General features: G+C 42.6%; 16 protein-coding genes and 1 pseudogene. 13 read left to right on the forward strand and 4 right to left on the reverse strand.

Features of this window, described 5'->3' with window-relative positions; all coding sequences use genetic code 11:
* The first annotated feature begins 130 nt into the window (after positions 1 to 130).
* The gene (locus tag ACERCG_RS00445) at positions 131 to 676 is read left to right on the forward strand and encodes a carboxymuconolactone decarboxylase family protein (RefSeq protein WP_373610136.1); all 546 of its coding nucleotides are present in this window, start codon (positions 131 to 133) and stop codon (positions 674 to 676) included.
* A gap of 113 nt (positions 677 to 789) precedes the next feature.
* Here the strand turns inward: ACERCG_RS00445 and ACERCG_RS00450 are convergent.
* The 4 genes and pseudogenes from ACERCG_RS00450 to ACERCG_RS00465 all read right to left on the reverse strand — a co-directional run bounded on the left by ACERCG_RS00450 (position 790) and on the right by ACERCG_RS00465 (position 5,690).
* Positions 790 to 1,849: pseudogene (locus ACERCG_RS00450) on the reverse strand (acyl-CoA dehydrogenase family protein).
* Between the two features lie 191 nt (positions 1,850 to 2,040).
* Positions 2,041 to 2,556, reverse strand: coding sequence for an MltR family transcriptional regulator (locus ACERCG_RS00455; protein WP_373610283.1), 516 nt, complete (start codon positions 2,554 to 2,556; stop codon positions 2,041 to 2,043).
* Between the two features lie 11 nt (positions 2,557 to 2,567).
* Positions 2,568 to 3,707, reverse strand: a complete 1,140-nt coding sequence (locus ACERCG_RS00460) for a mannitol-1-phosphate 5-dehydrogenase (protein ID WP_373610137.1) — start codon at positions 3,705 to 3,707, stop codon at positions 2,568 to 2,570.
* A 105-nt stretch (positions 3,708 to 3,812) separates the two neighbouring features.
* The gene (locus ACERCG_RS00465; protein ID WP_373610138.1) at positions 3,813 to 5,690 is read right to left on the reverse strand and encodes a PTS mannitol transporter subunit IICBA; all 1,878 of its coding nucleotides are present in this window, start codon (positions 5,688 to 5,690) and stop codon (positions 3,813 to 3,815) included.
* Between the two features lie 313 nt (positions 5,691 to 6,003).
* Here ACERCG_RS00465 and ACERCG_RS00470 point away from each other — a divergent pair, with 313 nt between their 5' ends.
* The 12 genes from ACERCG_RS00470 to ACERCG_RS00525 all read left to right on the forward strand — a co-directional run bounded on the left by ACERCG_RS00470 (position 6,004) and on the right by ACERCG_RS00525 (position 20,182).
* Positions 6,004 to 7,884 carry an SLC13 family permease gene (locus tag ACERCG_RS00470; protein WP_373610139.1) on the forward strand — a complete coding sequence of 627 codons (1,881 nt, stop codon included), beginning with the start codon at positions 6,004 to 6,006 and terminating at the stop codon, positions 7,882 to 7,884.
* A 251-nt stretch (positions 7,885 to 8,135) separates the two neighbouring features.
* Positions 8,136 to 9,134 (forward strand): 3-dehydro-L-gulonate 2-dehydrogenase, encoded by a 999-nt coding sequence (yiaK, locus tag ACERCG_RS00475; RefSeq protein ID WP_373610284.1) that lies wholly within the window; start codon positions 8,136 to 8,138, stop codon positions 9,132 to 9,134.
* 129 nt (positions 9,135 to 9,263) lie between these two features.
* A complete protein-coding gene (locus tag ACERCG_RS00480) occupies positions 9,264 to 9,725 on the forward strand; it encodes a YhcH/YjgK/YiaL family protein (protein WP_373610140.1) in 462 nt (153 codons plus the stop codon).
* Between the two features lie 8 nt (positions 9,726 to 9,733).
* Complete coding sequence (locus ACERCG_RS00485; RefSeq protein ID WP_373610141.1) at positions 9,734 to 10,216, forward strand: TRAP transporter small permease; 483 nt, start codon at positions 9,734 to 9,736, stop codon at positions 10,214 to 10,216.
* Entirely contained in the window at positions 10,213 to 11,490 is a 1,278-nt protein-coding gene (locus tag ACERCG_RS00490) for a TRAP transporter large permease subunit (protein ID WP_373610142.1), read from the forward strand. Before ACERCG_RS00485 ends, ACERCG_RS00490 begins: the two co-directional genes overlap by 4 nt.
* A 92-nt stretch (positions 11,491 to 11,582) precedes the next feature.
* On the forward strand, positions 11,583 to 12,569 hold the full coding sequence (locus tag ACERCG_RS00495) for a TRAP transporter substrate-binding protein (protein ID WP_373610143.1): 987 nt from the start codon (positions 11,583 to 11,585) through the stop codon (positions 12,567 to 12,569).
* 83 nt (positions 12,570 to 12,652) lie between these two features.
* Positions 12,653 to 13,636 carry a TRAP transporter substrate-binding protein gene (locus tag ACERCG_RS00500; protein ID WP_373610144.1) on the forward strand — a complete coding sequence of 328 codons (984 nt, stop codon included), beginning with the start codon at positions 12,653 to 12,655 and terminating at the stop codon, positions 13,634 to 13,636.
* 153 nt (positions 13,637 to 13,789) lie between these two features.
* On the forward strand, positions 13,790 to 15,274 hold the full coding sequence (locus ACERCG_RS00505) for a sugar ABC transporter ATP-binding protein (RefSeq protein WP_373610285.1): 1,485 nt from the start codon (positions 13,790 to 13,792) through the stop codon (positions 15,272 to 15,274).
* A gap of 57 nt (positions 15,275 to 15,331) precedes the next feature.
* Complete coding sequence (locus tag ACERCG_RS00510) at positions 15,332 to 16,378, forward strand: ABC transporter permease (protein ID WP_373610145.1); 1,047 nt, start codon at positions 15,332 to 15,334, stop codon at positions 16,376 to 16,378.
* 18 nt (positions 16,379 to 16,396) lie between these two features.
* Complete coding sequence (locus ACERCG_RS00515) at positions 16,397 to 17,506, forward strand: substrate-binding domain-containing protein (RefSeq protein WP_373610146.1); 1,110 nt, start codon at positions 16,397 to 16,399, stop codon at positions 17,504 to 17,506.
* 189 nt (positions 17,507 to 17,695) lie between these two features.
* A complete protein-coding gene (locus ACERCG_RS00520) occupies positions 17,696 to 18,583 on the forward strand; it encodes an SMP-30/gluconolactonase/LRE family protein (protein WP_373610147.1) in 888 nt (295 codons plus the stop codon).
* A gap of 138 nt (positions 18,584 to 18,721) precedes the next feature.
* On the forward strand, positions 18,722 to 20,182 hold the full coding sequence (locus tag ACERCG_RS00525) for an FGGY-family carbohydrate kinase (protein WP_373610148.1): 1,461 nt from the start codon (positions 18,722 to 18,724) through the stop codon (positions 20,180 to 20,182).
* Positions 20,183 to 20,448: the final 266 nt, after the last annotated feature.

Consider the following 20,448-nt stretch of genomic DNA (forward strand, 5'->3'; position numbering starts at 1 on the left):
AAGGGAGTATAGGCAACTATACTCCCTTTTAAGATCTTTTAGTTATATCAAATAGTGATTTTGATTTGTTCTGAATTAGCCTTTTATTTATGATGGACTACATCAATAAACAACCTGATAAGGAATATTTATGTCTCAATTTCAAATTCATACTATTGAATCTGCCCCTGAAGCTGCACAAGAAGCCTTAAAAGCGGTACAACAAGCAAATGGTTTTATCCCAAATCTTATCGGTGTATTAGCCAATGCTCCAACAGCATTAGAAACTTACCGCACAGTAGGTGGCATTAACGGTCGCAACAGCTTAACTGCCGAAGAGCGTGAAGTAGTGCAAATTACAGCTGCAGTAGTAAATGGCTGTGGCTTCTGCGTGGCTGGTCATACTAAAATCGCCTTAAAAGCATTAAAAATGCCTGAAGAAGTGGTAAATGCTTTGCGTGCTACTGCTCGCATTGATTCTGATGATAAATTAGACACACTGGCTCGTTTCACCCTTGCAGTAATGCTACAAAAAGCCAAATTAAGCGAAGCACAATTAAACGAATTTTTTGCCACAGGTTACAACCAACAAAATGCGATTGATGTGATTTTAGGCGTGAGCCTCGCAACCTTATGTAACTATGTGAACAACATTGCCGAAACGCCAATCAACCCTGAATTGCAGCCTTTTGCGTAATCGAAAATAATAAAAGTTAGGGCGCTTAATGCGTCCTTTTTTATATTTACAAGCGGTTATTTTTATTCAATTTTTTGCAAATAAAAAAGAGGCAATAGTTGCCTCTCTATTTCTTAACAATTTGCCAGCACCGTTCTTAACTGCACCGCACTTGGGGTAACAATAGGTAAGAATGCGGCTTCTTTCCAACGCCGGCTGAAGCCTGATGTATCACTTTTGAGATAACCACGCCCACCGCTGGCTTGGAGTTCTAACAGAATAGTTAGTGCGACTACATCGACAATATCAATTCTAACCTGAAATAGTTCTTTCGGATTGCGAATAAAATAACCTTCCTCATTTAAACCGCTGAATAAACGGTTTTTGATGTCATTTAACGCATTAACTTGGTTTTGCCATTCAGACGTTAAAATGGGACGGAATGGGAGTGATTTTTCCGTTTCGGCTAAGCTATGTTCAACTAATCCAAACGGCATACCAAATTGAAAACCTAAGAATGCCGGGCGGGTTGCCGCTAAAAACTCTGGGGCATTATCGGCAAGGATCCATTCATCTTGTAACTCCACATCTTCAAACATAAGGGCGGTGGTATTTGTGCCTTGTAACGAGATAAATTCCAGCTCTTTAGTGCGGGTTAAGCCTTCGGCAGTTGAGGGAACGGCAATCACCAGCGGTTTGCGTTCATCTTGGAAGCCGGCAACAAAACTGGCAACAAAGCGGTCTGAACGTAAATTTGTTACCCAAGGCAGGCGGCCATTTAAATAGCGTTTACCGTTTTCTTCACGAATATTCACATTCAACTCTTCAATGCCAGAGAGAAATTTCATTGCATTCGATAAACCTGTTCCTGCGGTTAAATTGCCATTTAGCAGATCCGCCAAATAGCTTTGGCGGGGAATAGGATTTTTTGAGGCGATAATATGCTCGATAAAGGTACGATGCCCCCACGAAACAAAAGCAGCCGCCATTGAATATTTGCCTAATTCCGTAATCGCTTTAATCGCATCAACTATAGTGCCACCAATGCCACCTAATTCAGTCGGCACGCCAATTTTGAATATATTTTCCTCCGCAATCTTACGGATTAATAAATCTGCGTGATCGTTAGACTGATCTAAGTCTCTCAGCGTGTGCTTGCAACCACTCAACAAAAGATGCGGAAAGAACAGACATTATATTTACCTCATATTATTGTTTAACTGAGGCTATCTTAAAATTCTTTTTTATTGCGATAAAATAAAAGAAAGGAAAGTGATATGCTTTTTTGGAATAAGCAAAAGGTTATATTTTATGAAATTGTTAATTTTCTCCCTAATTGCTTTTTAATAAAACGACCGCTTGTAAATAGGTGCAAACAACCGTACCTACAACGGGCTTTCCACATTCAGCTGTTCATCAATTTCAGTTACCGCCAAAATAAGGCTGGAACGCACCATTTTTTCTAACCGCATTTGCTGCATTTGGAACAGCATTGAATCTTTATCGCCCTTTGTAGCCTTTACATTCAGCAATTCATTAATCGGCAAAAAATCCACGTGGTTTAAATCTTTGGCAAATTGTACCACCGCAGGGTGAGAGAAAGGGAAATCATCGTCCTCATCGCTTAAATGGGATTTTACCTCAAGAAAAAGCGAAATATCTTCAAACACTTTCGGCGAAATTACCCCTAAACCGAGTAAAACTTTTAAGCGAACAGAGAGATCGGCTAGTGGACCTTGATGTTCAAACAAGGAATCCACCACCGATTTTAATGCAAAATCCGTTTTGCGAAACACACGCTCAATCAGCTGTTCCACTCCATTGGCAAACAGTTGATTTACGGTAGTGAGAAAGCCTCGTAACGTGGCTTCCTCACTGAGTTGGTCTATGTAGTCCACGATGTTTGCCAGATTTACTGATACAGTTCAACAATCTTCTCAATCACCGCTTGGTTGGTTAAACCCGTGTATTTCTCAACTGCAGCAGCTACACCGTGATTTGCAATAAATTGGCTCAATTCGACCGCTTGTGGGTCTTCTTCATTACGATATTGCAACGCCATTACCACACCATTAACTAAATGAGTGTGCGGTAATCCATACTCCAATGTGCCTGAAAGCGGCTTGATTAAACGATCATTCGGGCTGAGCTTGCGAATTGGCTCACGGCCAACACGGTTTACATCATCGTTTAAATACGGGTTGGCAAAGCGTTTGAGGATTTTCTCGATATAAGCGGCGTGAGCTTGTTCGTCAAAGCCATAACGTTGAATTAACACAGCACCGCTTTCTTCCATTGTCGCTTTTACGGCTGATTTTATTTCGTCAATCGCAATCGCTTCTTTAATCCACTGCACGCCTGCTTGTTTGCCTAAGTAGGCACAGATTAAATGACCGGTGTTCAGGGTGAATAGTTTGCGTTCCACAAACGCCATCAAGTTATCGGTTAATTCCATTCCTTTGATGTCAGGAATTGAGCCTTTGAACTGGGTTTTATCCACAATCCATTCACTAAATTCTTCAACCGTTACTTCAAGCGGATCGTTCTCGTTTAGCTCTGCAGGTGGCACAATTCTATCTACAGCAGAGTCCACAAAGCCGACCGTTTTTTCAATTTCAGCTTGTTGCTCGGCAGTCAGGTTTTCAAAAATTTTGCCTTTAAAGAAGGTTGTGCCACGCACCATATTTTCACAGGCGATGATATTTAACGGCTGAGTATTGCCACTTTCGACACGAGCCACTAAGGCTTTAGCGAATAACGGGGCGATAAAGCCTAGCACATTCGGTCCAACGGCAGTCGTGATAAGGTCGGTGGTTTTCACCTGCTCGATCACCGCATTTTCGTCTTTTGAGTTGATGGCGGCGATATTTTTCACAATCTCAACACGGCTAGCATCGCCGACAATTTTCACGCCGTATTGTTTGTTTTGGTTGATTTGGTCAATTTGAGTTTGGTTAATGTCGGCAAAAGTCACGAACACGCCACTATCTGCCAATAATTTGCCGATAAAACCACGTCCGATATTGCCTGCACCGAAATGGAGTGCGTTCATAATTACTTTCCTTTATAGAAAATCGTAGGGGCGGGTCCTGTGCCCGCCCGTTTGTTTAATGAAAATTCAGGGCGGGCACAGGACCCGCCCCTACAAATAAGGAGACTATTTGCTCAACAACGCCAACACTTCTTCCACATTGGTGGTTTGTGTTAAGGTCTTCATCGCCTCTTCATCATCCAGTGCATTGGTAATCGCACTTAAAATCTGAATGTGGTCGTTACCTTTGGCTGCAATACCTACGACTAATTTCGCTACGCCGTCTTCTTCATCGGTGAAACGAACGCCGTTCGGATATTGGCAGACTACGATACCGGTTTTCAGCACGCTGTCTTTCGCATCACTTGTGCCGTGCGGAACCGCCAAGCCTTCGCCTAAGTAAGTGGAAACTAACTCTTCACGGGCGAACATTGCATCAACATAGCTTGGTTGTACAAAGCCAGCTTTCACTAATTGTTCACCCGCAAAACGGATAGCTTCTTCTTTGCTATTTGCTGTTAAACCTAAGAACACTTGCGAAGCCTGTAATTTTAAGCCTTCTTCTTGTGCCTCTTCAACTACAACCGAATTTGCAACATTTTGTGCATTTTGAACCGCTTGCGGAGCAACGTCATTTCCTAATTTTGCTACTAAGCTGTCATAGAATGCGCTGTCTAAGAAGTTCGTTAATGATAAGTGCTGAGCCGTTGCCACACGCTGTTGAGCACGAGGCGTTAAGTCTTTGTGGGTAATCACTAACTGTGCATCTTGTGGTAAATCGTTAATCGCTAAGTTTTGCACTTCAATATTTAAACCTGCCGATTGGACTGTTTTACGCAGCATACTTGCACCCATCGCACTTGAACCCATACCTGCATCACAAGCAACATAGATTTTATTGATGTTACCATTCACCGCCGTTGTTGCCACACCTTTGCTTTCCGCTTTCATCGCTTGCGTTTGTGCTTGTGCATCTTCCAATGATGCTTCACCTTTTTGGGTTTTGAGTAAGATTGACGCAATCGCAAAAGTCACGGCACAAGAAAGAATCACGGAGGCAACGACTGCAAAGTGAGCACCCGGTGCGGTCATTGCTAAAATCGCAAAAATAGAACCCGGAGAAGCCGGTGCGATCAAACCGCCACCTAATAATGAGTTGGTTAAAACGCCGGTTGCACCACCTGCAATCACTGCAAGGATTAAGCGTGGGCTCATTAACACATACGGGAAGTAGATTTCGTGAATACCACCTAAGAAGTGAATGATTGACGCACTACCAGCGGTTTGTTTTGCGGTGCCACGACCAAAGAACATATAGGCAAGCAAGATACCAAAGCCCGGGCCCGGGTTCGCTTCAATTAAGAATAGGATAGATTTACCTACTTCTTGTGCTTGAGCTGTACCCAGTGGCGTGAATACCCCGTGATTGATTGCGTTATTTAAGAATAAGATTTTCGCCGGCTCAACAATAATTGAAGTTAATGGCAGAAGACCTGCTTCAACTAATGCACCAACACCTGCACCGAGTAAATTAGAAAGTTGCGTAACAATACCACCGATAAATGCAAAAGATAGCATCGCTAAAATCATACCGATGATACCTACAGAGAAGTTGTTTACCAACATCTCAAAGCCACTTTTTACTTTACCGTCAATCGCTTTATCAAAAGTTTTGATCGCCCAGCCACCAAGAGGGCCTACAATCATCGCACCTAAGAACATCGGGATTTCAGAACCCACGATGATACCCATTGTGGTAATTGCCCCCACAACTGCACCACGCTCGCCACCGACTAATTTACCACCGCTGTAACCGATTAACAGTGGCAGCAAGTAAGTAATCATCGGGCCGACCAGCTTGGCAAAAGTCTCGTTCGGCAACCAACCGGTTGGAATAAACAGAGCCGTAATAAAGCCCCACGCAATGAAGGCACCAATATTCGGCATCACCATATTTGATAAGAAACGCCCAAAACCTTGGACTTTCACTTTTAAATTAGACATAAGAACCTCGAAAAGGAGAGAAAATAAGGGTTGAATAAAATCCTGTGCAAAATAGCACCATTTTTGAAAGTTACAAAAATGTTTCTCTCAAAAATGTGAACTAGATCACATTAATTTTTTTTGGTGTTATTTTAAAATGTGATCTATGTCACATTTCAAAAACTAATATAAAAAATTGCCTAAAATTAAGTTGATTTTCATTGTAGTAACATAGTTGCAATTGTTAACGAATTTCTCTCTTTTTGATCTTCTCAGCTTTTTTATTTCCCTAAAGCGGTGTAATCTATCTCTAACTATTTTGGAGGATATGACTATGCAATCGCTTCTTGCTTTTGTGCTTGATTTTCTACAGCAGCCGCTCTTTTGGGTAATGGCGTTATTGGTGTTTGCTATTTGGCAATTTATTCAAAACAAGCTGCGTATGGACGTTGTCGCCCTAATCGTGATGCTCTTTTTTAGCTTAACGGGTATTTTATCGGTAAAAGAAGTGCTGGCAGGGTTAAGCGATCCAAACGTGGTGCTGATTGCTCTGCTTTTTATTGTGGGCGAAGGTTTAGTGCGGACAGGGGTAGCAAATCAAGTCAGTGATTGGCTAATGCGTGTATCAGGAGCGAGTGAAACCAAAGTCTTAGTGCTATTAATGCTTTCGATTACAGGGCTTGGCTCTTTTATGAGTTCCACCGGCATTGTGGCGATTTTTATTCCTGTGGTATTAGCCATTTGCTCCGGAATGGGCATTTCCCCCCGTCGTTTAATGATGCCATTGAGCGTTGCAGGCTTGATCAGCGGTATGATGACCTTAATTGCCACACCTCCAAACCTTGTAGCTCATTCCGAATTAGTAAAAGCAGGTTTTGAAGGCTTTAATTTCTTTAGCTTTACGCCGATTGGTTTGATTATTCTTGTGATGGGAATCGGTTATATGCTAGTTGCTCGCCGTTGGCTAGATAATAGCGAGCAAAATAATGGCGAGCAAAATACTTCCCAAATTTCGCCCCAAAAGTTTTCAATGACACACTTAATAGAAGAATATCAGCTACAGGGCAGAGCAAAAATGCTTTTGGTTGAGCCTGATTCTATCTGCGTGGGTAAAACTATTGGTCAGCTTAACTTGCGGGTTGAACACGGTTTAAATATTGTTGCAATTCAGCGTAATAAACATTTCAGAAAAATTACCGTAAGTGCTTCCGTAAATGAGGTGTTTCAAGCAAAAGATATTTTATTGTTGGATACGGCTTTAGATAATGAATTTTACCAACAACGCTGTGAAGAACTTGGACTTCGCCCGATTACCTTAAAAGGTGAATATTTTTCTTCTCATTCTAAATCAGTGGGAATGGCGGAAATCTCGGTAATGCCTGAGGCGGAGTGTATTGGTAAAACGATTAAAGAGCTAAAATTCCGCTCAAAATATCATTTAAGTATCGTGGGGCTAAAGCGAGGCGATGAGATTATTCAACAAGATTTGATTGATACTCCATTAAAATTTGGGGATATTCTGCTCGTGATGGGCGTTTGGCAGCAAATTCGCCAAATGGATAACGATAACCGAGATTTCTTCCTGTTACGTTCGCCAGAAGAAAGCAAAAAAGCACCGCCTGCGTTAAGCCAAGCACCTCACGCTCTCTTTTCTGTATTCACAATGGTGGTGCTGATGATTACAGGCATTGTGCCGAATGTAATGGCGGCATTGATTGCTTGTTTGATGTTAGGAAAATTCCGCTGTGTGGATATGAAGAGTGCCTATGATTCCATTCATATGCCAAGCATTATTTTAATTGTCGGTATGATGCCGTTTTCTATCGCCCTACAAAAAACAGGCGGGGTGGATTTAACTGTTCGCCTTTTACTTGATGTGATGCAAGGCTTAGACGTGCATTTTGTCTTGATCGTATTATTTGTATTTACGGCAATTCTAAGTGCTTTTATTTCTAACACCGCTACAGCAATTTTGGTGATGCCTATTGCGATTGCTATCGCCAACCAATTAGGCTACTCAGCCGCACCATTTGCGATGATTGTGGCAGTTTCTGCCTCAGCCGCCTTTATAACCCCTGTTTCCTCGCCAGTAAACACAATGGTGCTTGCCCCAGCAGGCTATAAATTTGTGGATTTCGTCAAAGTCGGCGTGCCATTTACGGTATTAGTAATGCTAGTTTCGGTGTTTGTGATTCCGATGCTTTTCCCTCTATAAATTACAAGGGTTATTAAGTTCATTGAGATACAAGCGGTTATTTTTTAGTAAAAATTTACAAAAAAATAGCCTCTTGTTTACCTCCTTAAAAGTGTGATCTACCTCTCAAATTTACAAAATTTTTTATAACTTGTTGATTTTTAATGATTTTTATCTTTTTGCTTTCATTGACTTTGAAGTGTCTTAGGAGTACCTTATGAAACGTAATTTTACTATTTGAAATTTTAAATCTTGAGGTATTCAAAATGACTATTCGAGTTTCCTATGATGACTTAAAAGCCCAATTTAAACGTGTATTACTTGCTCGCAATGTGCGTGAAGAGATCGCAGAAGAGTGTGCAACGGTGTTTGCAGATACAACCCAAGCAGGTGCTTATTCACACGGGGTAAACCGCTTCCCTCGCTTTATTCAACAATTAGAGAATGGCGACATTGTGCCAGAAGCCGTGCCAACCAAAGTGCTTTCATTAGGGGCGATTGAACAGTGGGACGCTCATCAGGCCATCGGTAACTTAACGGCGAAAAAAATGATGGATAGAGCAATGGAGCTAGCTTCCCAAAACGGTATCGGTGTGGTGGCTCTGCGTAATGCAAACCACTGGATGCGTGGCGGTTCTTACGGCTGGCAAGCGGCGGAGAAAGGCTATATCGGTATCTGCTGGACAAACGCCTTAGCGGTTATGCCACCTTGGGGGGCGAAAGAGTGCCGTATCGGGACGAACCCGTTAATTATTGCCGTGCCAACTAACCCAATCACAATGGTGGATATGTCTTGCTCAATGTACTCTTACGGTATGTTGGAAGTTCACCGCTTAGCTGGTCGCCAAACCTTTGTTGATGCGGGTTTTGATGATGACGGCAACCCAACTCGTGATCCAGCAACTGTGGAGAAAAACCGCCGCTTAATGCCAATGGGCTTCTGGAAAGGTTCAGGTTTATCTATCGTGTTAGATATGATTGCAACCCTGCTTTCTAACGGTGAATCAACCGCAGCAGTAACCGAAGATAAAGATGATGAATACTGTGTATCGCAAGTTTATATTGCGATTGAAGTGGATCGCTTAATTGATGGCAAAACTAAAGACGAAAAACTGAACCGTATCATTGATTATGTGAAAACCGCAGAGCGTGCAGACCCAGATGTGGCGGTGCGTTTACCGGGACACGAGTTCACACAAATTCTTGCTGACAATAAAGCTAACGGCATTCCTGTGGACGACACAGTTTGGGCGAAATTGCAGGCGTTATAGGTATTGTTGATAGCGCCAGCGTCCACGCTGATGCTAAGAATTTGGCACAAGCGAAGACGCTTGCGCCATCATTTTAAAACAATACAAGCGGTTAAATTTCCCCAAATTTTTGCAAAAACGGAGCAAAAAATGTTTTTCGGTCATATTTCAAATTACAACCCTAAGCAGTATCCAAAAGCCATTCAGTTTGCTTTGGAGTATTTAAAAAATACCGATTTTGATGCGATGGAAGCAGGTGTGTACGAGCTAAAAGAGCGTGATATTTATGTTCAAGTGCTTGATCTTGATACCAAAGAGAAATCTGCGTTTCAGCCGGAAGTTCACGAAAATTATTTAGATGTGCAGTATTTGCATAAAGGTGTGGAGTTGATGGCAGCATCTATTGATACCGGCAATAACCCTGTGGCGATGGAATATAACCCTAAACGAGATATTAAATTCTACTCAGCTGTGCAAAACGAAAATGAGTTCCGCTGTGAAGCAGGAAATTTTGCCGTATTCTTCCCCGAAGATACCCACCGTACGGCGATTTTTGCAGGCGAAGCGAAAATCCGCAAAGTGGTAGTAAAAATTAAAATGAGTGAAATTTGAGGTAGTGTATGAAAGCCTTTGCTCAATTAGTTGGAAAAGCCTTAGAGGCATTAGTGGTCATTATTTTATCCGCAATGTCGATTTTGGTTTTCCTCAATGTGGTGTTGCGTTACGGTTTTAACAGCAGTATTAATGTAACCGAAGAAGTTTCTCGTTATATGTTTGTTTGGCTGGCGTTCTTAGGAGCGGTGTTGGCGTTTAGCGAAAACCAACATGTTAGAGTCACAATGCTGACAGACAAATTATCGCCCGTTGGCAGAAACATTTTAAGTGTATTCACAGATTTGGCGATGTTGTTCTGCTGCTACTTAATTGTAGATGGCAGCTGGATTCAATTTAATCTTAACCTCAATAACCTTGCCCCAATTTCAGGCTTACCGCAAGGCATTACTTTCCTTGCCAGCACGGTGGCAGGCGTATTGATCAGTATCTTAATTATTGCACGCATTATTGCAACCATTGGTGTAATTGCGAAAGGAGAAAGTAAATGACAGTTGTAATCTTTCTTTCCGTATTACTAGGCTCGATTTTATTAGGCATTCCTGTTGCATTCGCCCTGTTGGTGTGTGGTGTAGCGTTAATGCTCCACTTAGATCTGTTTGATGCTCAAATTTTGGCTCAACAAATTGTCAGCGGTGCAGACAGTTTCTCGCTAATGGCAATTCCGTTCTTCATTCTTGCAGGTGAAATAATGAATGAGGGTGGATTATCTAAACGCATTATCGACTTACCGATGAAATTAGTCGGTCATAAACGAGGCGGTTTAGGTTTTGTGGCGATTCTTGCAGCAATGATTATGGCAAGCCTTTCAGGTTCAGCGGTGGCAGATACCGCAGCAGTTGCCGCAATGTTATTGCCAATGATGAAAACCACAGGCTATCCGATTGATAAATCCGCAGGTTTGATTGGTACAGCAGGGATTATTGCCCCAATTATTCCACCGAGCATTCCATTTATCGTGTTTGGTGTGGCAAGTGGTGTATCGATAACCAAGCTCTTCTTAGCAGGGATTTTCCCGGGCATTATGATGGGTATTTGTTTAGCAGCACTTTGGTGGTGGCAGGCAAAACGCTTAGATTTAATGACCTTCTCAAAAGCAACCAAAGAAGAACTTTGTATTTCATTTAAAAACAGTATTTGGGCGTTGTTATTGCCTGTAATCATTATCGGCGGATTCCGCTCTGGTATGTTTACCCCAACCGAAGCAGGTGCGGTGGCAACAGCTTATGCGTTAATTGTTTCACTCTTTGTTTATCGTGAAATGAAATTCAAAGATTTATACAAAGTGGTATTAGCAGCCGCCAAAACCACCGCAGTAGTAATGTTCTTAGTGGCAGCCGCAAATGTAACAGGCTGGTTAATTACGGTGGCAGAGTTACCAATGATGCTGACCGAGCTGTTAGAGCCGTTAATTGAAAGCCCAACCACCCTGTTATTGGTGATTATACTTGCGGTATTTATTATCGGTATGGTGATGGACTTAACCCCAACCGTATTGATCTTAACACCGGTATTGATGCCGTTAGTGGAAGAAGCCGGTATCGACCCGGTTTACTTCGGTGTGTTGTTCATCTTAAATACGTCAATCGGCTTAATTACCCCACCGGTGGGCAACGTGTTAAACGTGATTACTGGCGTGTCAAAATTACCGTTTGACCAAGCCGCTAAGGGTGTATTCCCTTACTTGGTAATGATGATTTTCTTGTTACTCTTATTTGTATTCTTCCCGTCACTGATTTTAGTGCCGTTGGAATGGATGCAGTAATTAAATTTAACCTTGCAAGCGGTTAAAAATGGCAAAAAAGTTGCAAAGCTGACCGCCTGCACCTCACTATTTGTTTATCACAGGAGAACCCTATGAAACTTTTTAACTTAAAAACTTTGGCAGCGTTAGTAGCAGGTGTGGCGGTAATGAGCTCATCAGCAATCGCGGAAGTCTCATTACGTTTCGGTTATGAAGCCCCACGCTCCGACAGCCAACATATCGCAGCGAAAAAATTTGATGATCTCCTTAAAGAAAAAACCAAAGGCGAAATCAAATTAAAATTATTCCCGGACAGCACCTTAGGTAACGCACAAACGATGATCAGCAGTGTGCGTGGCGGTACCATTGATATCGAAATGTCAGGTTCGCCAAACTTCACCGGTTTAGAGCCAAAATTAAACGTGATCGATATTCCGTTTATCTTCAAAGATCGTGAGCACGTTTACAAAGTGTTAGACGGTGAAATCGGTCAAGGTTTATTAAAAGATTTAGAAGCACAAGGCTTAAAAGGCTTGGCATTCTGGGACGTTGGTTTCCGTGCATTCTCTAACTCTAAACACGCTGTAAACAAACCTGAAGATATCAAAGGGTTAAAAGTGCGTACCAACCAAAACCCAATGTACATTCAAGCGTTTAACTTATTAGGCGGTAACCCGGTGCCAATGCCATTATCTGAGCTTTACACTGCATTAGAAACCAAAGCGGTTGATGCTCAAGAACACCCAATCGGTATTTTCTGGTCAGCAAAATTATTTGAAGTACAAAAACACCTAAGTTTAACCAATCACGGCTACACCCCGTTAATCGTGGTAATGAACAAAGCGAAATTCGATGGCTTAAGCCCGGAACTTCAAACTGCATTAGTTGAAGCTGCGAGAGAAGCGGGTCAATTCCAACGTGATCTCAATGTGAAAAACGAAAAAGAGATCATCGAAAAATTACGCAAAAAAGGCATTGAAGTGATCGAACAAGTGGATAACGCACCGTTTAAAGCGGCGATTGAAGCCGAAGTGCGTAAAGCATTCATCGAAAAACACGGCGATGAATTATTGAAAAAAGTGGATGCGTTAGCGAACTAATTTGACTTAATTTAATAAGTCTAAAACTCCCTCCTAACGGGGGGAGTTGTTGTATAGACTCTACATTTTGTAGGAGAAAAACAATGAAACTTTTCAATCTCAAAACTCTTGCAGCCCTTGTTGCAGGATTATCTATGTTCTCAACCGCACAAGCTGAAACTTCTTTCCGCTTTGCTTATGAAGCCCCTCGTTCCGACACACAACACATTGCAGCAAAGAAATTTAACGATTTGCTCCAAGAAAAATCGAAAAAAGAGCTGAAATTAACGCTTTTCCCAGATAGCACACTAGGCAATGCACAAACCGCAATCAGCGGAGTGCGTGGCGGAACTATTGATATTGCGATGTCTAGCTCGTCCAACTTCACAGGCTTAGTGCCACAGCTAAATGTGATTGATATTCCGTTCATCTTTAAAGATCGTGAACACGCTTATAAGGCGTTAGACGGCGAAATCGGGCAAGGCTTATTGAAATCCCTTGAAGCACAAGGCTTAAAAGGCTTAGCGTTTTGGGAAGTGGGTTTCCGTGCTTTCTCTAACTCTAAACACCCAATTAACAAACCGGAAGACATCAAAGGGTTAAAAATCCGCACCAACCAAAACCCGATGTATATTCAAGCCTTCTCTATTTTAGGAGCGAACCCTGTACCAATGCCGCTTTCTGAGCTTTACACCGCATTAGAAACCAAAGCGGTAGATGCTCAAGAACACCCGATCGGCATTTTCTGGTCTGCAAAATTATATGAAGTACAAAAATATTTCAGCTTCACTAATCACGGCTACACACCACTGATTGTTGCCATTAACAAAGCGAAATTTGAGGCACTCCCTGCTGAACAACAAACTGCGTTAATTGAAGCCGCACAAGAAGCAGGAAAATATCAACGCCAACTTAACCTTGAAAATGAGGAGAAAATTATCGACTCACTCAAGAAAGAAGGCATTGAATTTGTGGATAACCTAGATACTACGCCATTTAAAGAAGCAGTATCGGCAGAAACACGCAAAGCGTTTATCGAGAAAAACGGCGATGAGCTGGTGAAAGCGATTGATGAATTAGCGAAGTAATTACCCCCCCAGCCCCCTCGTAAGCTCAGGTACTTCCCCCTTTGGGGAAAGTACCTTGCAAAGCAAGGGTAAGGGGTACAAGCGGTTCAAAACACAAAAAATTTTACGAACAACTTCCTCATAGGAGGAACAATGGCACAACCCATTTTAAGTATGCAACACATCATCAAACGCTTTGGTAGCCATACCGCCGTTAATGATGTTAGCCTTGATATTCATTCGGGCGAAATTGTTGCCCTGCTCGGTGAAAACGGTGCAGGCAAATCGACCTTAATTAAAATCCTTGCCGGTATTTACGACCGTGACGAAGGTGATATTCTTTTCCATAACCAAAAAATCCAATCCGCCAATGCGATTGAAAAAGGCAATAAAAAGCCGATTGCGTTTATCCACCAAGATCTCGGTTTAATTGAGTGGATGACGATTTCCGAAAATATGGCTTTTGTAATGGGTTTCCCTCGCCGTTTTGGCCTCATTGATTGGGCAAAAGTGCGTGAGCAATCCCAAAAAGCCCTCGATTTTGTTGGCATCAAACTGTCTGCCGATACCCGTGTTTTCGATTTAAGCCGTACCGAAAAAGCCCTGTTAGCGATTGCCCGTGCGATTGCGGTAAATGCAGAAATTTTGGTGCTTGATGAACCAACCGCCTCTCTTCCTGCTTCAGATGTAGAACATCTTTTCACCGTGCTTAACCGCCTGCGTGATCAAGGCGTGGGTATGATTTATGTAACCCACCGTTTAGATGAAGTCATTGCCATTTCTGACCGTATTTTAGTAATGCGTGATGGCTTCCCTGTCGCTGAAGGGCAAACCAAACTCTATGATGTGAAAGGGTTAGTAAAAGCGATTGTTGGCGAAGAAAGTCGTGGCAGACAGCGAGTGGCTCTGCCAACGGATACGCCAGAAATTCTTAATCTTGACAATGTCGTAGTAGGCGATACTGGGCCTGTAAACTTCCGCTTACACAAAGGCGAGATGATTGCTCTTGCTGGCTTGCGTGGTGCAGGGCAAGAGGAAATCGGTCGATTACTATTTGGAGAACGCACGCTGGATCAAGGTGCAATTCAGTTAGACAAGCGGTCATATTCCGCTAAAGATCCGCAAGATGCGATTGCCAAAGGTGTCGCATTGGTGGCAGGTGACCGTACTCGTGAAAGTGTATTTATGTCGATGACGACAAGCGAAAACTTGTTTATCAATCCTGTACTAAGTGGACATTCTCCACTCAAACGCTACTCTCGTCGTGAGGAGTGGGGCGAAAGCTGGTTCAAATTCCAACTGTTCGATATTCGCCCGAAAAATCTGTTTATTGATGCGAGTGCCTTATCGGGCGGTAATCAGCAGAAAATCGTGCTTGCCCGTTGGATGCATTTAAATACCCCAATCCTGATTTTGGAAGACCCAACTGCAGGGGTAGATGTGGGAGCAAGAGCAGAAATTTACGATCTACTGAATAAAGCGTTGGCAGAGGGCGTAGCAATTATTGTGATTTCCACCGATTTTGAAGAAATCGCTCATTTATGTAACCGAGCGTTAGTATTCAATCGTGGCGAAATTGCAGGCGAGTTGCTTAACGAAGAAGTCACCTTTGCGAACTTGTTGGCGTTGGCGTCGGATAGTAAGTCAAAACAACAATAACTTACTCTCACCCGCTTGCGGGAGAGGGGAAAATACAGAATATCAATGGAGTAATTTATGGCTCAAACAAACATCAAATCAACTGCGTTAGAACAACCTGTTTCTATCTCCCGTGATGGCTTTATGGCGTGGTTCTCACAAATGTCCACTCGTTATGGTTTATTAGGACTTTGTGTGTTGTTAGTGATTATTTTCTCACTCACCACAGACTCATTCGCCTCAATGCTCACACTTAATGCAATTTTAGAAAGCAAATCGAAAATTGCTCTGCTTGCATTAGCAGCAACGACCACAATGATAGTCGGTAAAATCGACTTAAATGTCGGTTTCGGTATCGTTTTGTGGCACATTTTGGTGATTACCTTGCAAGTTCAATACGGCTTCTCTTGGTATATGGCAATTCTTATCGTGCTAATTATTGCGGCACTTTATGGCTTATTAAACGGGATTTTAGTTGCCCTTGCAGATATTGATAGCTTCGTTGCTACGCTGGGTTCAGGTACGGTGCTTTATGCAGTAGCATTGTGGCACTCAGGCGGTCGTCAAATTGTGGGCGATTTACCCGATGAGTTTATCGCACTGAATAGCACAGAAATTTTCGGTATTCCGATTTCAGCATTTTATGTATTAGCAGTTGCTATCGCATTATGGTTGGTAACTGAACATACTCCAACAGGTCGTGCAATGTATGCAGTGGGGGCAAACCCGGCAGCCGCTCGCTTAAATGGTATCAATATCAAAAAATACACTATTGTGCCGTTTGTGGTTTCAAGTGTGATTACCGCTTTCACAGGTGTGCTGATTTCTGCTCAACAAGGCGTCGGTCAAGCCAGTGTAGGTATGGACTACTTACTTCCTGCATTAGTAGGGGCATTCTTAGGTAGTACCACAATTCGACCGGGGCGTATCAATGTCTGGGGAACGGTGGTCGGTATTGCCATTCTCGCTATCGGTATTTCAGGTATTCAACAATTCGGTGGAGCGTTCTGGGTTGAGCCGCTATTTAATGGTGCAACATTGCTACTTTCCATCACAATCGCAGGCTACGCTCAACGCAAACGCTTGTTAAATCAAAAAGCTGTACAGAAAAAATCAACCAACTAACCCTAAGAGGATTTGATTATGAAACGCACTTTTCGTACAACCTTAACCGCACTTGCCACTTTAACGGCGGTTGCATTTGGCAGCAACGCTTTTGCGAATGAAGATCCATTCGTGCAAGAAGCAAAACAACTTGTGGCAGCAGCTACAGCAAAACAAGAAAAATGGGACGGCCCAACCACAGGTCCACAATTACAAAAAGACAAAACTGTTATTTTTATCGCCTCTGATATGAAAAACGGCGGTGTTCTCGGCGTGATTGATGGTATGAAAGAAGCGGTAGGAGTAACTGGTTGGAAATTAGATGTATTAGACGGTGCAGGCACAGTAAACAACCAATTAGCCGCACTTAACCAAGCGATTGCTCGCAAACCAGATGCGATTGTCATCGGTGGCTGGAACCCAAATGTGGCGAAAATTCCACTGCAAAAAGCAACGAAAAACGGCATTACACTTACTGCGTGGCACGCAACGCCAGAACCGGGTGCGATTGAGAAATACGGTATTTTCTACAATGTAACCTCTGATTCTGATGAAATTGCTCGTCTTTCTGCGATGCTGGCAGTGGCAGAATCAAACGGTAAAGCAAAAGCGATTATCTTAACCGACTCACTTTATGAAATTGCATTACGCAAAGCAAATGTAATGAAAGAAGTGATTGAAAAATGTAAAGAGTGCAAGGTATTAGAGTTTATCGACACTCCACTTGCAGATACTTCAAGCCGTATGCCAAACCTGACTTTCAACTTGCTACAAAAGTACGGCGATGATTTAGAATACGCCCTTGCGATTAATGACCTCTACTTTGACTTTATGGCTCCATCTTTACGCACTGCGGGTAAAGACAAACCATTAAGTATTTCAGCAGGTGATGGCTCGGTAACTGCTTATCAACGTATTCGCAACGGCGACAAACAATTCGCAACCGTGCCAGAGCCACTCAATTTACACGGCTGGCAGTTAGTTGATGAGTTAAACCGCTCATTTGCGGGCGAAAAAGCCTCAGGTTATGTAACGCCTGCTCACTTAGTTACCAAAGAAAATGTGGCATATGACGGTGGTGAAAATAACCTTTACGACCCACAAAACGGCTACAAAGAGGCTTATAAAGCCATTTGGGGTGTGAAGTAATGGTAACAAGCGGTTGATTTTTACTCGCTTCGCTCGTACTTCGTGCCATCGGCAAAGCCGATGTTCAAACGCAAGCGTTTGTGCAAAAAATTTACAAATTTAGACCGCTTGTACGGGCGGGTCCTGTGCCCGCCCGTAAAACATCATTGATATTCGGGCGGGCACAGGACCCGCCCCTACGATATAATTATGGCAGAATTTATTCCCCAAATCGCTGATCCTCGTTTTAATGAGTTAGTCGGCAATACATTTGAAATCGAAGAACTGTTTGACGGAGCAATCTGGGCGGAAGGCCCTGCTTGGAGCAAGCCACAGCAGGCTCTTTATTTTAGCGATGTAAAAGGTTGCACACTCTATCGCTGGACAGAAAAAGACGGTACACAAATTTTCCGTAAACCGTCTCATTTTTCCAACGGCAATGCATTTGATGCGAACGATAACCTCATTACTTGCGAACACGGTAATCGTGGTATTAGTTTAACCACACCGAATGGCGAATACCGCTTCTTAGTTAGTACATTAGACGGTAAGAAACTCAACTCCCCGAATGATGTCGTGGTAAAATCAGACGGTACAATTTGGTTTACTGATCCGCCTTACGGTATCTTATCTGATAATGAAGGCAAACAGTCTCCAAGTGAGATTATCGGGTGTTATATTTATTGCTATGACCCGAAAACGGATAAACTCAATATCGCTACATTCAACACGATGCGACCAAATGGCTTAGCCTTCTCGCCAGATGAAAAACAGCTGTTTGTGGCGGATATGTCTAGCGTGGAATTTAATGAGGACGGGTTACACCACTTAATCGTATTTGATGTGGACGGCAATAAATTGAAAAATCGCCGAGATTTGGCGGAAATCAACCCGGGCATTCCAGATGGTTTCAGCATTAAACAAAACGGCGTGATTTTCTGCTCTTGTGAAGAGGGCATTATCGCTCTTTTACCTGACGGCACGGAGCTTGGGCGATTTATTCTCGGTAAACTAACCTCAAATTGCAGTTTTGGTAACGATGAACAAACACTGTTTATCACTTGCTCGAATAGCGTTTATAAACTCACAATGAAATAATCTATCCCCCTACCCCCAAAGGGGGAAGAAAGGTTTATTAACTGATAAAATTAATTTGCTGTTTTCTTCCCTGATATGAGGGAAGTAGCTTGCGTAGCAAGGGGTAGAGGGCAATATAACAAATGGAAAATAAACAAAATGAACTACACTCTCGGCATTGATTGCGGCGGTACTTTTATCAAAGCCGCACTTTTTGACAACCACGGCAATATTCAAGCACTTCATCGAGAAAGTGTCTCGGTCATTAGCGAAACAGCAGGTTATGCGGAAAGAGATATGCCACAGTTGTGGGCAGTCTGTGCGGAAGTGGTGCGTTTAACAGTTGAAAAAAGTGGCGTAAATCCAACAAATATTAAATGTGTTGGTATTTCCGCTCAAGGCAAAGGCGCATTTTTCTTAGATAAACAAAATCAGCCGTTAGGGCGAGCAATTTTATCTTCAGACCAACGTTCGCTGGAAATTGTCAAACAGTGGCAAGCAGAGGGTATTCCGCAAAAACTTTACCCGATTACTCGTCAAACACTTTGGACAGGTCACCCTGTTTCGATTTTGAAATGGGTACAGCAAAATGAGCCTGAGCGTTATGCACAAATCGGAGCAGTGTTGATGTCGCACGATTATCTACGTTTTTGCTTAACTGGAGAGCTGTATTGTGAAGAAACGAATATCTCCGAAAGCAATCTCTACAATATGGCGAAGGGAGAGTACGATCAAGATTTAGCGGATTTGCTCGGTATGCCTGATGTATTGGAAAAGTTACCGCCTGTGATTGAGCCTAATAAAGTAGCAGGTTATGTTACTGAGGATGCGGCAAAATTAACCGGTTTAGCTGTAGGTACGCCTGTTGTTGGCGGCTTGTTTGATGTGGTTTCAACCGCTCGCTGTGCAGGTTTAGATGATGAAACCAAACTCAATGTCGTGTTAGGCACTTGGTCGGTGGTAAGTGGCATTACGGATTATCTTGATCCGAACCAAGAACTCCCCTTTGTTTACGGGCGTTATGCGGAGGCAGGTAAATTTATTGTCCACGAAGCAAGCCCGACTTCGGCAGGTAATTTAGAGTGGTTTGTGAAGCAGTGGAGTAATTTAAGCTACCAAGAGATCAACGAAGGTATTGCGGCATTGCCACCAGCTCAAAGTTCGGTACTGTTTGTGCCGTTCCTCTATGGTTCAAATGCAGGTTTAGGAATGCAGGCGAGCTTCTACGGAATGCAGTCTTACCACACCCAAATGCACTTGCTACAGGCGATTTATGAAGGGGTGTTGTTTAGCTTAATGACACACTTAAACCGTATGTTTATTCGCTTCCCACAAACGAATGTGTTACGAGTGACAGGTGGGCCTGTGAAATCGAAAGTCTGGATGCAAATGTTGGCAGATCTAACAGGAATGAGGCTAGAAGTACCACAAGTGGAAGAAACAGGCTGCTTAGGTGCTGCATTAATGGCAATGCAAGGTGTTGGGGTAGATATTAGCCAAGTACAAGCCCTCAACGCAGAAATGCAAGTATTCGAGCCAAATGCAGAAAACTATGCAGCATATCAGGCGAAATATCAGCGTTATCAAAAGCTGACAGAGGCTCTGAAGACAATGATTTAACAGCATTAACTGATTTTACAAGCGGTCATATCTGGTAAAAAATTTGCAAAATATCATTCACAATCCTTGCAAAGATTGTTCACAGCTTCGTTGTCACTGGCAAGACCAATGCATAAAAAGCAATGCTTTTTGTGATTACTTGTTGTTTATTTAATTTCCAAATTAAATTAAATAAAGTTGAAAAATAAAGATTGACATATGTGTATAGGGTCTGTATTTTATTAAGTGAAGCATAAATGAATTATGTTTTATGTCATATTCACTAA

Source organism: Mannheimia sp. E30BD, from assembly GCF_041807785.1.
Taxonomy (GTDB): Bacteria; Pseudomonadota; Gammaproteobacteria; order Enterobacterales; family Pasteurellaceae; genus Mannheimia.